At 58.4% G+C, this 13588-nt stretch carries 14 protein-coding genes; 12 read left to right on the top strand and 2 right to left on the bottom strand.

Annotated features, from left to right (window positions below; translation table 11 throughout):
• Positions 1–160: 160 nt before the first annotated feature.
• The gene (sstT, locus tag DBQ51_RS06635) at positions 161–1375 is read left to right on the top strand and encodes a serine/threonine transporter SstT (RefSeq protein ID WP_107631077.1); all 1215 of its coding nucleotides are present in this window, start codon (positions 161–163) and stop codon (positions 1373–1375) included.
• 127 nt (positions 1376–1502) lie between these two features.
• Here sstT and DBQ51_RS06630 read toward each other — a convergent pair whose 3' ends face one another.
• Entirely contained in the window at positions 1503–2711 is a 1209-nt protein-coding gene (locus DBQ51_RS06630; protein ID WP_054327545.1) for an ROK family transcriptional regulator, read from the bottom strand.
• A gap of 59 nt (positions 2712–2770) precedes the next feature.
• The gene (locus tag DBQ51_RS06625; RefSeq protein ID WP_107631076.1) at positions 2771–3625 is read right to left on the bottom strand and encodes an SDR family oxidoreductase; all 855 of its coding nucleotides are present in this window, start codon (positions 3623–3625) and stop codon (positions 2771–2773) included.
• A 242-nt stretch (positions 3626–3867) separates the two neighbouring features.
• Between DBQ51_RS06625 and DBQ51_RS06620 the strand changes: the two genes are divergently transcribed.
• The 11 genes from DBQ51_RS06620 (at position 3868) to DBQ51_RS06570 (ending at position 13543) form a co-directional block, all read left to right on the top strand.
• Positions 3868–4959, top strand: a complete 1092-nt coding sequence (locus tag DBQ51_RS06620) for an ABC transporter substrate-binding protein (RefSeq protein WP_082397182.1) — start codon at positions 3868–3870, stop codon at positions 4957–4959.
• A gap of 86 nt (positions 4960–5045) precedes the next feature.
• Positions 5046–5825: an ABC transporter permease gene (locus DBQ51_RS06615; protein WP_054327543.1), complete on the top strand. Its 780-nt coding sequence runs from the start codon at positions 5046–5048 to the stop codon at positions 5823–5825.
• A complete protein-coding gene (locus tag DBQ51_RS06610) occupies positions 5825–6601 on the top strand; it encodes an ABC transporter permease (protein WP_054327542.1) in 777 nt (258 codons plus the stop codon). Before DBQ51_RS06615 ends, DBQ51_RS06610 begins: the two co-directional genes overlap by 1 nt.
• The gene (locus DBQ51_RS06605; RefSeq protein WP_054327541.1) at positions 6574–7329 is read left to right on the top strand and encodes an ABC transporter ATP-binding protein; all 756 of its coding nucleotides are present in this window, start codon (positions 6574–6576) and stop codon (positions 7327–7329) included. Before DBQ51_RS06610 ends, DBQ51_RS06605 begins: the two co-directional genes overlap by 28 nt.
• Positions 7330–7346: 17 nt before the next feature.
• On the top strand, positions 7347–8090 hold the full coding sequence (locus DBQ51_RS06600; protein ID WP_107631075.1) for an ABC transporter ATP-binding protein: 744 nt from the start codon (positions 7347–7349) through the stop codon (positions 8088–8090).
• Positions 8091–8103: 13 nt separating this feature from the next.
• Entirely contained in the window at positions 8104–9033 is a 930-nt protein-coding gene (locus DBQ51_RS06595; protein WP_054327540.1) for a DMT family transporter, read from the top strand.
• 8 nt (positions 9034–9041) lie between these two features.
• The gene (locus tag DBQ51_RS06590) at positions 9042–10163 is read left to right on the top strand and encodes an iron-containing alcohol dehydrogenase family protein (protein ID WP_107631074.1); all 1122 of its coding nucleotides are present in this window, start codon (positions 9042–9044) and stop codon (positions 10161–10163) included.
• A 20-nt stretch (positions 10164–10183) separates the two neighbouring features.
• A complete protein-coding gene (locus DBQ51_RS06585; protein WP_054327539.1) occupies positions 10184–10663 on the top strand; it encodes an RpiB/LacA/LacB family sugar-phosphate isomerase in 480 nt (159 codons plus the stop codon).
• 12 nt (positions 10664–10675) lie between these two features.
• Complete coding sequence (locus DBQ51_RS06580; protein WP_107631073.1) at positions 10676–11512, top strand: transketolase; 837 nt, start codon at positions 10676–10678, stop codon at positions 11510–11512.
• A gap of 14 nt (positions 11513–11526) precedes the next feature.
• Entirely contained in the window at positions 11527–12492 is a 966-nt protein-coding gene (locus DBQ51_RS06575) for a transketolase family protein (protein ID WP_107631072.1), read from the top strand.
• Between the two features lie 10 nt (positions 12493–12502).
• Complete coding sequence (locus DBQ51_RS06570; protein ID WP_107631071.1) at positions 12503–13543, top strand: NAD(P)-dependent alcohol dehydrogenase; 1041 nt, start codon at positions 12503–12505, stop codon at positions 13541–13543.
• Positions 13544–13588 lie beyond the last annotated feature (45 nt).

Raw genomic sequence — 13588 nt, 5'->3', positions numbered from 1 at the left:
AAATATTAATTGATATTATATATCAATTATAACACATCCGCGTCCGCTGTCAAGAGAAAAAACGGAAATACTGGCGTGGGAAAGAGAAGTATGAATTTATTTTACGAAATAAGAAAAATGTGGTATACTAAAAAACAAGAAAAATGGAACGAGGGGAAATATGAAAGAAATACTCAAAAAATGGAATGACATCAGCCTGGTCAAACGGATTATCTGCGGCTTGGCGGTCGGCATCCTCCTCGGGGTGGCCGCGCCGCAGCTGACGGCGCTCTCCCTGCTGGGCGATCTGTTTGTCGGCGCGCTGAAGGCGGTCGCGCCGCTGCTGGTCTTGTTTTTGGTCATGGGCGCGCTGTCCAACCACAAAGAGGGTAAGCAGACCAACATGAAAAGCATCATCGGGTTGTATCTGTTGGGTACGTTCTTGGCGGGCTGCGTGGCGGTTGTGGCGAGCTTCCTGTTCCCGATCTCGCTTACGCTGGCGGAAAGCGCTTCCGATGTGGCGCCCCCGGGCGGTATCGGCGAGGTGCTGCACACTTTGATGATGAACCTGGTTTCCAACCCGATCAGCGCCCTGGCGAACGCCAACTATATCGGCATCCTGGCCTGGGCGGTGCTGCTCGGCATTGCGCTGCGCAAGGCCTCGGACGGCACCAAGCGTGCGATCGGCAATGTTGCGGACGCGATCTCGCAGATCGTCCGGTGGATTATCAACTGCGCGCCGTTCGGCGTAATGGGCCTGGTTTTCACCACGATCTCTGAGCAGGGAATCGATGCCCTGCTCAGCTACGGCAAGCTGATCCTGTTGCTGGTCGGCAGCATGGCGTTCGTGGCGTTTATCGTCAACCCGATCATCGCTTTTATCGGCATCCGCAAAAACCCCTATCCGCTGGTGCTGAAATGCCTGAAGGACAGCGGCATCACCGCTTTCTTTACGCGCAGCTCGGCCGCCAACATTCCGGTCAATATGAAGCTGTGCGAGGAGCTGGGGCTGGACCGCGATACCTATGCGGTATCCATCCCGCTGGGTTCTACGATCAACATGGGCGGCGCGGCGGTCACGATCTCCATACTCGCGCTTGCCGCGGCGCATACCATGGGCATAGAGGTGGATCTGGCGTCCGCGATCGTGTTGAGCGTGCTCTCTGCGGTCAGCGCGTGCGGCGCATCCGGCGTGGCGGGCGGCTCGCTGCTGTTGGTCCCGCTGGCCTGCAGCCTGTTCGGCATTCCAAACGATATCGCGATGCAGGTAGTGGGCGTCGGTTTTATCGTCGGCGTGATCCAGGATTCCTGCGAAACCGCGATCAATTCCTCGACCGACGTGCTGTATACCGCGGTGGCAGAGTATACCCAAAAGCGTAAGCTGCAGAAAAAATAAATACAAGCCGGAAAGGGCCTGCTTCGTACAAGCAGGCCCTTTTTTGGCGAAAGCGACAGGGGACGGAAGCGGATGCTTCCGTCCCCTGTCTGGAAGAGAGGAGGATGTGCGGCGGAGAAGGGAGGCGTCAGGCGCCCCCGGGCTCCAGCAGAAAGCTCTGCACCGCGGTCGCGGCGCCGCCGATGAATTCCTTGCGGGGGGCGAGGGAACTCTGCTCGAAAATGTCCGTGGACAAAAACGGGTTGATTTTAGATACCTGCTGGATGAACGTTTCCATCACAAAGGGGCATTCGAAAATCTCGCCGAACAAAATGACCTTATTGGGCGCGAAAACCGAGATGGCGTTGTTGATGCCGATGGAGAGGTCATAGATCAAGGTGGTCAGATAGCTGCGCAGCTCCAGACAGTCCAGCGCAAGGTATTTGCGGATGTTATGGATAGTCGGCTGGCCGTATTCGAGCAGGGCGCCGCGGATAACCGGAGAGCTTTCCTGCAGCGAGAGGATTTTTTCGGTGATCTGGTTTAAGTGGACACCGGTTTCCAGACAGCCGGTTTTGCCGCAGCGGCAAACTGTGGTCGAGCCGCGGTAAAAGTAGGTATGCCCGATCTCCGAGGACTGGTAATTAGCGCCCTTATACAGCGCGCCGTTGATCGACGCCGCCGAGCCGACGCCCGGCCCCCATTTCACGACCATGGTATTGGCGGTGTATTTTGCCGTGCCGTAAAGGTTTTCCGCGTTCAGGAACGAGCAGACGTTGCTTTCCACACAGACTGGAAACGGGAGCAGCTCCTCCAATATCTTCTGGATAGGCACCTCCTGTCCGTGGAAAACATGGAAAGGATGCAGGGCGATGCCTTCGTTGTGGTTGACAGGACCAAGGATGTCCACGCCGATGCCGAGGATATCCTTGTTTTTGAGCTTGGTTTTCCAAAGCAGCAGTACGATCCGGTTGGCAATATCCTGAAAGGCGCCCGGCACATCAAGCGCGGGGTCGATCGCAAAGTGCTCGAGCGCAAGCGGCTCCCCCATCAGGTTGGTGATGGCAATGGTGCTGCCCGTGTAGTGGATATTGACGGAAATAACGTATTTATAGGTCTGGTTGATGGACAACAGGCTTTTTTTGCGGCCTAGGCTAGAGGAGGCTTCTTTCCCCTCCTCGATGATGATGCCGCGGCTGATGAAGTCGCCGCAGATCGAGGTCAGCGTGGCGGTCGTGAGACGGAGCCGGCTGGCCAGGTCGGTCCTCGACATTGCGCCTTCCGTCAGCAAAAGCCACAAAACATGGGAACGATTGACCTGTTTTACATTACTCATGTTGATTCCAAGAGGGCGCATAAGCAAATCTCCTAAGCTATCGATAGAATTCCGACGCCGCGTATGCGGCAGGGCAGGGATTATACGCCGGCATAGGCGCTGAAGCCGCCGTCCACGGGCAGCACGACCCCATTCACATATCCCGCCGCCTGCGGGGAGAGCAGGAAGAGCAGCGCGCCCGTCAATTCAGAAATATCCCCGAACCGGCCCGCCGGTATGCCGGACAGGATCTTTTCCGCGCGCGGGGTAAGCGAGCCATCTGCGTGGAGCAGGTTGGGGCGGTTCTGGTTGGTGATAAAAAAACCGGGGGCGATCGCGTTGACCCGAATGCCCGCCCTGGAGAAGTAGACGGCCAGCCATTGCGTGAAGTTGGAAACGGCGGATTTGGCCGCGCTGTAGGCCGGCAGCTTGGTCAGCGGCCGGATGGCGTTCATGGAGGAGATGTTGACGATGCAGCTATCTTTGCGGCCGGTCATGTCGGCGGAAAAAATCTGGGTGGGAAGCACCGTGCCGATAAAGTTAAGGTCGAACACCCGGCGGAAGCCGTTCAGGTCAAGCTGAAAAAAGGTTTTGAGCGCCGGCTCCACCGCTTCGGGGCGAAAATATTCGTCCTCCGTATTTCCATCCGGATGGTTGCCGCCCGCGCCGTTAATCAGGATGCTGCAGGGGCCGTGCGCGGCCAGAATCTGCGCGTGTACGCTTTCGAGCTGCGCCTTGTCCAGCACGTCGGCCCGATAGGCATATGCACGATACCCCGCTGCGGTCAGCGCATCCGCCGCAGCCTGCGCCGCAGGCAGGTTGATATCCAACAAGCACACGGTCGCATGCGCCTGTGCGAGCGCGCCCGCGAAATGGCTGCACATAATGCCGCCGGCGCCGGTGACAACAGCGGTGCGGCCGCCCAGGTCCAGGGGGAACGGGTTGGGCGTGAGCATGAAATTCAACTCCTTTTTTGTTCTAATTTTATTATATCAATATAATTAAAAAAATCAACATAGCAGCTAATCAGAAAATTAAATAGAAATATTGTGCGGTATATACAAAAAGATAAAAACAAATATATTGCTTTTGATAAATTGACACAAATGGAAAGAATCGCTATAATAGGAGCATACAAATTAGTTAATTCAATTAATTAATTTGAGACGAAATGTAGAGAAGGAAGAAGGAGGACACTATGAAAAGGTTAATCGCATTGGCATTATCACTCTCAATGGCAGTTTCTCTGACAGCCTGCGGTGGCGGAGACGACGCTGCGGGCGGCGATTCCGGAAGCCGTTCGCTGACGGTCAGCGGCCAGCCCTATTCGCACACACTCCCCGCTTACATCGGCCTGGAGGAAGGGCAGTTTGAAGACGTGGGGCTGGATGTGGAACTGATTATGTTCACGGGCGGCAATGTGCAGAACGAAGCGCTCGGCGCGGGCGAATGGGACGTTGGCTGCTACGGTTCGCCCCCGTCCATCACCGGCGGCATTGCCTACGGCGCCAAGGTGATCGGTTTCGGCTCGCCGGATACGGAAGCGGTCACGATCTGGGCGAGAAGCGACAGCGATATCGCGCAGATTCAGGGCCAGGTCGCGGGCTATGACGAGATCTACGGCAATGCGGATACCTGGCGCGGCAAGACCATCCTCTGCCCGCTCGGTACCTCGGCGCACTTCACTCTGGTCGCAACGCTGGAAAAGCTCGGTCTGACGACCGAGGACGTCAGCATCATCGATATGGGCGTTGCCCAAGCGTACACGGCGTTTAAGGCTGGCGAGGCTGACATTGTCTGCCTGTGGGACCCGCAGGGCTTCGACGCGGAGAACGAGGACTGGGTCTGCATTTCCTCCGGCAAGGCGACCGGCGAGGACCAGCCGACCGTTATCGTCGCCTCTGAGGAAGCGATCGAGACCAAGCATGACGAGATTCTGGACTTCCTGGACTGCTATTATCAGATCTGTGAGAAGTACGCGGACGATCTGGACGCATACGGACAGTACATGATGGATATCGGTCTGGACAACGGTGTGGAGCAGACCCTGGAGATCGCCACCCGCTGCGCAGAAAAGCGCCCGCTGTCCACGCTGGACGACGAGATCGAATGGTTCTCCGGCGAAAAGGGAACCCGCTATGTCGATACGACGATGGAAAACCTGATGGACTTCTTCGTGCAGACCGGCTCGATCGAAGAATCCGATAAGCAGTACCTGATCGAAAACAACTTTATCGACGACACCTTCATTCGAGAGCTTGCCGAGCGTCATGGCAAGACGATGAACTGACAACCCAAACACGTTTGTTGGCAAAGGAGGGGGGCTCTCCGCCCCTCTCCTTTTGTAAATCATCAAGTGAGGCAGGCTGGTGGATTATGAAACAAAACAAAAAACTCAAGCTGGTGCTGTTGAGCATACTGGGCCTGGTCCTGTTTTTCGGCATATGGGAATGCAGCGTCCGGTTCGGCCTGGTATCCGAGCGCACGCTGTGCGCGCCCTCCACAGCACTGGAAACCCTGTTCACCAAAATGGTCGAAAAGAAGCCGGACGGCGCGACCATTCCGGTGCATTTCCTGGCAAGCATCAAGCTTTCTTTGAGCGGCTTCCTGCTGGCGATTGTCATCGGCATCCCGCTCGGCTTGTTCATGGGATACTATAAGGTGCTGGATTCGCTGTTCACCCCGCTGTTTGAGATCATTCGCCCGATCCCGCCGATCGCATGGATCCCGATCATTATCCTGACCATGGGCATCGGCTTTAACGCAAAGGTATTCATCATATTTGTATCAGCGTTTGTGCCATGCGTGGTTAACTCGTACCTGGGCATCAAGCTGACCAACCAGACGCTGATTAACGTGGCGAAAACGTTCGGCGCCTCGCGATGGCAGGTGTTCACAAAGGTATGCATCCCCTCGTCCATGAACATGGTGTTCACGGGCATACGCATATCGCTCGGAAACTCCTGGTCCACGCTGGTCGCGGCGGAAATGCTCGCCTCCACGCAGGGCCTCGGCTATATGATCCAGATCGGCCGCTCGCTTAGCCGGCCGGAGATCATCATTGTCGGCATGGCGGTCATCGGCGTCACCGGCGCCATCATGAGCGGGTTGCTCAGCCTCTGCGAGAAAAAGGTTGCGCCCTGGAGGTATAAGTGATGAAAAATATCAAATGGGTGAATATACTGCTGTCCGTCTGCTCGATCGGTATTTTCGTTGTCCTCTGGGTGGTCCTTTCCGGACAGGAGGGCTCGATGGTACCGACACCGGCGGCAACGCTGGAGAAATTCCTGCAGATCATGGCCGACCCGATCGCTAACGCAACGCTGCCGGCGCATATCTGGGCCAGCCTGCAGCGTGTTCTGATCGCATTCTTCTTTGCGGTTGTGCTGGGCGTTGCGCTCGGCATCGGCATCGGCTGGAGCAAGGGCTTTAACGCGCTTTTCGGGCCGCTTTTCGAAATGCTGCGCCCGATCCCGCCGATCGCATGGATCCCCGTGATCATCCTGTGGTTCGGCATCGGCGAGCTTTCCAAATGGGTGATCGTATTCATCGGCTCGTTCGTGCCGATCGTGCTGAACACCAGCGCGGGCATCCGTGCGATCGACCCGCTGATGATCAGCGCGGGCAAGGTTCTGGGCGCGAACCGTAAGCAGCTTTTGGTTGACGTGGCGTTTCCGGCCACCATCCCCGCTATCCTGGCCGGCATCCGCACCGCGCTGTCGAGCGGCTGGATGTGTGTGGTTGCGGCGGAAATGATCGTGGCGCGGCAGGGCGTCGGCTTCCTGATCGTCCGCGGGCAGGAGAGCGGCGACACGGCGTTGATCGTCGTCTGCATGCTGGCAATCGGCGTGGTAAGCTTCCTGCTGTCCACGATACTGCAGAAAATGGAAGGAGTGCTTTGCCCGTGGCAGTTCTCAGAGACAAAATTGTGATCAAAAACCTCTCCAAAACATTCGCTTCCAAAAAGAACTCGGTAGAGGTTTTGAAGGATATCAACCTGACGGTGAAGGAAAACGAATTCCTCGTGATTCTGGGGCCGGGGCAATGCGGCAAAACCGTTCTGCTGAACATCCTTGCCGAGTTGGACGAGCAGACCTCGGGTACGGTGGAATTTGCGGACGGGCGGCCCAAAATGGGCGACTTGGGTCTGGTGTTCCAGCGCTACGCGCTTTTCCCATGGAAATCGGTCATGGGCAACGTAGAGATGAACCAGAAGCTCAAGGGCGTGGATAAGGCCACCCGACAGGCAAACGCGCAGAAATATATCGACCTGGTCGGGCTGCAGGGCTTTGAAAAGGCGCTGCCCAAGCAGCTCTCCGGCGGCATGAAGCAGCGCGTGGGCATCGCGCGCGCTTATGCCAGCGAGTCCGACATTATGCTGATGGACGAACCGTTCGGCGCGCTGGACGCGCAGACCCGTTATTCCATGGAGGACGAGATTCTCAAGATCTGGGAGAAGAACAAGCGCACGGTCATCTTCGTCACCAACAACGTGGAGGAGGCCATTTATCTGGGCGACCGGATCATCCTGCTCGGCGGCCATCCGACCAGCGTGAAGAAGGAATACATACCCGAAATGCCCAGACCAAGAAACTATACCGATCAGGCATTCCTGCGGCTTCGTAACGAAATCGTGGCGGATACCGATCTGAGCCTGTGACGCAGGGAGGTGTCCGTATGAGCGATCAAGTAAAGGTAAAGGTCAGGAACCTGACAAAATGTTTTGGCGACCTGAAAGTGCTGGACAATATCTCGTTCGATATCAATAAGGGCGACTTTGTCTGCATTGTCGGCCCGACGGGCTGCGGCAAGACGACGTTCCTCAACCTACTCGTCAAGCTGATCGAGCCGACCGAGGGGCAGATCCTGATCGACGGCGAACCGGCGGACCCGCAGAAGCACAACCTCTCGTTCGTGTTTCAGGAACCGTCCGCGTTCCCGTGGCTGACGGTTGAACAGAACATCCGCTTCGGGCTGGAAACCAAAAAGGTCGAGGAAAAGGTGATCAAGCAGCGCACGGATGAAATCCTGGAGATCCTCGGCCTGGAAAAGGCGCGCAACGCCTATCCGCATGAGCTGAGTACCTCGACCGAGCAGCGCATTGTCATCGGGCGCAGCTTCGCGCTACACCCCGACCTGCTGCTGATGGATGAGCCGTACGGCCAGATGGATATTAAAATGCGGTACTATCTGGAGGACGAGGTCATCAAGCTGTGGCAGGCGACCGGAAGCACGGTCATTTTCATCACGCACAACGTGGAGGAGGCGGTCTACCTCTCCAACAAGTGCCTGATTTTGTCGCAGAAGCCGACAACGGTCAAGGAAGAGCTGAAGATCGAACTGCCCCGCCCGCGCGATATTGCGAGCGAGGAATTCATCCGCCTGCGCGAATATGTAACGAGCCAAATCAAATGGTGGTAAGGGGCGAGGCGACATGAAAGGAAGACCGGTCTTCCCCGTACTGCTTCTTGCCGTGATTTGGGGTACCTATTATGTGGCGAGCCAGCAGACGGTGGCGGGCATGTCCGTGTTTTCAATGGGCGTATACATCCGCCTGATCGTCATGGTGTTCCTGACCGTGCTGATGGCGCTGCGCGGGGAACTGAAGCTTCTGCTGCAGGTGCGCTTTGTCTGGCCTAAGCTGGTGACGATCGGCGTGCTGGGCTTCCTGCTGGATGCGACCGCGTTCGTGGGCCTGTCGCTCGGCAGCGCCAGCACGGGTACGGCGCTGCTCAAGTGCGATATCCTGATGGTGGCGGTGATCTCCGCCGTGATCTACAAGACGCGCCTGAGCTGGAAGCAGTGGTGCTGCATCGTGGTCATGCTGCTGGGCGTGTTCATCACGATGGGGCTGAACCCCGCCCATCTGGAGCTGTTCAACCTGGGCAACCTGTTCTATCTGCTTAGCGCGCTCTTTGTGTCGATCAACGCGTTTGTAATCAAAAGCGCGCAGCACGACAAGCGCAACCCCGTGTGCGACAACGTGGTGGCGTACTACAACAATTTCGTCTGTATGCTGTGCTTTATCGCGGCATCCGCGGCGGCGGGCAGCCTGGGCGAGATCATGAACTGTATCCGCACGCCCTATTATGGCTGGATGCTGCTGCTCGCCAGCGTGGGGCAGACGCTGGTCTACATTGTTTACTATTACGACCTGCGGCGGTTCCCCGTATGGTTTGTCAAGGTGTTTCTGCTGTTCATGCCGGTCGTGGCGTCGCTGATCTGCTTTTTCGCGTTCGGGGAAAAGCTGACCGTGGTGCAGCTTGGCGGCATGGCGGTCATCCTGATTGGCGCGCTCGGTATTCTGCTGGAGCAGCGCAAAAACGAGACGGGCAGCATGGAACCTGTTGAGGAAAGAGGGTAAATTTCAAAATGGAAAAAGCGTTTCATTATTACATGCCGGTCAAGATCCTGTTTGATTACGGGGTCTCACAAAAGATGGCGTCTTACATCGCGGGCGAAAACGTGCTGATTATTTCCGACCCGTTCCTGTACCAGAACGGCGTGGCGCAGCGGATCGGCGAAAGCCTGATCGGCAAAACCGTCGGCTATTTCAGCGATATCGAGCCGAATCCGTCGTGCGAAAGCGTGGATGCCGCGGCCGCGGCCGCGCGCGCGCTGAAAGCGGACTGCGTGATCGGTCTGGGCGGCGGCAGCTCGATGGACGTTGCCAAGATCGTCGCCTGCCTGACGCGGGATGAGGGCAGCATCTACGACTATTACAGCGGCGGCACCAAGACCTTTTCCGAGCGCAAGACCATGCTGATCTGCGTACCCACGACCGCGGGTACGGGTAGCGAGGTCACGAATGTCGGCGTGTTCACGAATAAAAAGGCCGGCATCAAAATGCCGCTCGTTACCGACCGCTTCTGGGCGGATTATGCGGTGATCGATCCGGAACTGACCTATTCGCTGCCGCCCGCCGTGACCGCTTCGACCGGCATGGACGCATTCTGCCACGCGATCGAGGCGTATTGGAACAAGGAGAGCCAGCCCATGTGCGATATGCTGGCGATGGGCGCGATGCAGCTCATCCTCCGCTTTATCAAGAGGGCGTATGACGACCCGAACGATCTCGAGGCGCGCGGCGCCATGATCAAGGCGAGCATGATCGCAGGCGTGGCATTCAGCCAGACGCGCACGACCGGCATCCACGCGCTCAGCTTTCCGCTGACCACCGAGTACCACGCCAGCCACGGCACCGCCTGCTCGATCACCCTGCCGGCGTTTATCCGCCTGTGCAGGGAAGGGGCGGCGGAAAAGCTGCAGGCGCTGTCCGCCTACCTGGGTTATGCGGATGCGGGCGCGCTCGCGGACGCGGTCGAGGCGCTGATGGAATCCATGGGCATGCCGACCCGCCTGGGGCAGCTGGGCGTGCGGGAGGAAAACCTGGAGCATATCACCAAGGTCGGCTTGGGCGCGGCGATCATCCAGCTCACGCCCGCAGTAATGAATGAACAAACCGTATATGCACTGCTGAAAGGCATCCTGTGATAAAGAAGGGGAGGATATCTATGAAAAAGATTGTGATTGGTTCGGATAAGTCGGGCTTCCCGCTCAAGGAGGCGGTTAAGGCGCACCTGGTTGAGCTTGGGTATGAGGTGGAGGACTGCGGCACGCAGGATATGGAGCACGGCCAGCCGTATTACATGGTGGCGCCCGTGGTCGCGGAAAAGATCTCCAGGAAGGAGTATGAAAAGGGCATCCTGATCTGCGGCACCGGTATGGGCATGGCGATCGTGGCGAACAAATATCCGGGCGTTTACGCGGCGGTCTGCGAGAATACCTATGCGGCGGAAAAGTGTCGCGCCATCAACGACGCAAACATCCTGACCATGGGCGGCTGGATCACCGCGGACTTTGCGGGCTGCGCCATTGTGGATAAATTCCTGAACACCGCGTTCACCGAGAACCTGGAGCCGTGGCGCCAGGAGTTCCTGACCAAGGCGCGCGAGGAAGTCAAGGGCATCGAAAAGGGCATCTACCACAACTGAGGAGGGGAAAATATGGATATGCAGGCCAAAAAAGACCTCCAGAAATTTGCCGTTTCCATCCGAAAGGAGACCATGCGCGCGATCGGCACGCTGGGCGTTGGGCATGTGGGCGGCGCGCTGTCCATCTGCGACGTGCTGGCCGTGCTGTACGGCGGGGAAATGAACATCGATCCAGCCGACCCGCACAAGGAGGATCGGGACTGGCTGGTTTGCTCCAAGGGGCATGCGGGGCCGGCGGTATACGCCACGCTGGCGCTGAAGGGCTTTTTCCCAAAAGAGGAGTTGCTCACGCTCAACAAGCCGAGTACCAACCTGCCCAGCCATTGCGACATGAACCGCACGCCCGGCATCGACATGACGACCGGCTCGCTGGGACAGGGGACCAGCTCGGCCGTGGGCATCGCCTGCGGCAACCGCAAAAAGGGGTTGGATAACTACACCTACCTGATCATCGGCGACGGCGAGAGCCAGGAGGGCCAGGTATGGGAGGCCGCGCTTTTCGCGGCGCAGCACAAGCTGTCCCACCTGATCGCGTTTACGGATTACAACAAGTGCCAGATCGACGGGACGATCAGCGAGGTCTGCGAGCTGGGCGATCTGGCGGGCAAATACGAGGCGTTCGGCTGGTACGCGCAGAGCGTGGACGGACACGACGTAGAGCAGATCAGCGAGGCCATCCATAAGGCCAAGCAGCAGGGCGAGCGGCCCTCCATGATCGTGCTGAACACGGTCAAGGGCAAGGGCGTTTCGCTGGCCGAGGGCAAGGTCGGCTCGCACAACATGCCGGTTACCAGGGAGCAGATGGATCAGGCCATGGCCGAGCTGGACAGCCAGCTCGCGGCGCTGTAAAGGAGGGGAGAGCCATGGGCGTAATAGTAGCTGATTTTCACAAGCACGGCGATACCGAGCTGCGTAAGGTGTACTGTAGCACTCTGATGGAGCTGGCGGCGGAGGACGAGCGCGTCTGCGTTCTGGATGCGGACCTGATGAACGCCTCCGCGACCAAGCCGTTTGCGGCCGCGTTTCCGGAAAATACGTTTGACTGCGGCGTACAGGAGGCCAACATGCTCGGCGTGGCGGCGGGCCTGTCCGCGACCGGACAGATCCCGTTTACCCATACGTTCGCGCCCTTTGCGGCGCGCCGCGCCTGCGACCAGATCTTTGTCTCCTGTGCCTATGCCAAGCAGAATGTCAAGATCGTCGGCTCCGACCCCGGCATCACGACCGCGCTCAACGGCGGCACCCACATGCCGTTTGAGGACATCGCGATCATGCGCAGCATTCCGGAGATCACGGTCGTGGAGCCTGCGGACGCGGTCGCGGTACGCGAGATCGTGCGCATGGCAAAGGAGGCGTACGGCGTCTGGTATATCCGCCTGCACCGCAAGACCGCGCCCGCGATTTACGAGGCGGGTACGACGTTCGAGGTTGGCAAAGCCAACCTGCTGCGCGATGGCAAGGACGTGACGATCATCGCGATGGGCTTCTGTGTGGCCGAGGCGCTCAAAGCGGCCGAGCTGCTGGAAAAAGAGGGGATACAGGCGCGCGTGCTGGATATGTTTTGCGTAAAGCCGCTGGACGAGACGGCAGTCATCCGTGCGGCGCAGGAGACCGGCGCGGTCGTGACTGCGGAAAACCACAACGTCATCAACGGCCTGGGGAGCGCGGTCGCGGATGTGCTTGCATCGGCCTGCTGGGCACCGCTGGAAAAGGTCGGCGTGCAGGACGAGTTCGGCGAAGTCGGTCCGGTGGATTACCTACAGGAGCGTTTCGGCCTGACGGCGCAGGCGATCTGCGAAAAGGCGAAAAAGGCGATCGCGCGAAAGTGAGGGAACGGCATTGAAAAACAGAAAAGCGCATATGACCGCGGTGGGCCGCATTGAGCTGGCCGACTGCCCAATGCCGGCGGCGGGCGCGGACGAGGTAGTCGTCCGGATGGAGTACTGCGGCATCTGCGGTTCGGACGCGCATTTTTACAAGGAGGGCCGCATCGGGAAAAAGGTGGCGCCGCTGCCGTTTATCCTGGGGCATGAGGTGTCGGGATATGTGACCGAATGCGGCGCGGATGTGACTGCTCTGCAGCCCGGCGATCGTGTGGCGCTCGAGCCGGGCGTACCCTGTGGCAAGTGCGAGCTTTGCCTGACAGGAAAATACAACCTCTGTCCGGATGTGCATTTCCTCGCGGCGCCGCCGTATGACGGCGCGCTGCGTAAGTTCATGGCCTTTCCGGCCAAAATGTGCTTCAAGCTGCCGGACGATATGACCATGCAGGAGGGCGCCATGCTGGAGCCGCTCGCGGTCGGCATGCATGCGGCCAGGCGCGGCGGCGTTGGGCTGGGGAAGAGCGTCTGCATCCTGGGCTCGGGTACCATCGGCATTATGACGCTGCTGGCCTGCAAGGCCATGGGCGCGACCGAGATCATCGTGTCCGACTTGGTGGGGCACCGGCTGGAGAGCGCGAAGCGTCTGGGCGCGACGGTCACGGCCAACCCCAAAGAGGTGGATGTGACCGAGGCCGTATTGCAGGCGACGGGCGGCAAGGGCTGCGACGTGGTCTTTGAAACGGCGGGCTCGCCGGTGACAATGTCGCAGACCGGCCGGTATGTCAAAAGCGGCGGCGTGATCGTTGTGGTGGGCAACATTGCACAGGATGTCAGCTATAATTTTTTGGAGATATCCCGCAAGGAAGTGGAGATCCGCACGGTGTTCCGCTACCGTAATATTTATCCACTCGCAATCGAGGCGGTCGAAAAGGGCTATATCGACCTCAAGGCGATCGAGCCGAAGGAATTCCCGTTTGAGCAGGCGGACGAGGCTTTCCAGTATACGATCACCCATGCGCAGGAAGTCATCAAGACCCTGATTAAAGTCTCAGACTGACCCAATACGGCGGCACGCAGGCAGTCGGCCCTGCGTGTCGCTTTT

The sequence above is a fragment of the Agathobaculum massiliense genome (assembly GCF_900291975.1).
In the GTDB taxonomy this organism is placed as follows: domain Bacteria; phylum Bacillota; class Clostridia; order Oscillospirales; family Butyricicoccaceae; genus Agathobaculum; species Agathobaculum ammoniilyticum.
The sequence above is the reverse complement of the archived record's forward strand: the minus strand, read 5'-3'. Positions and strand labels throughout refer to the sequence as shown.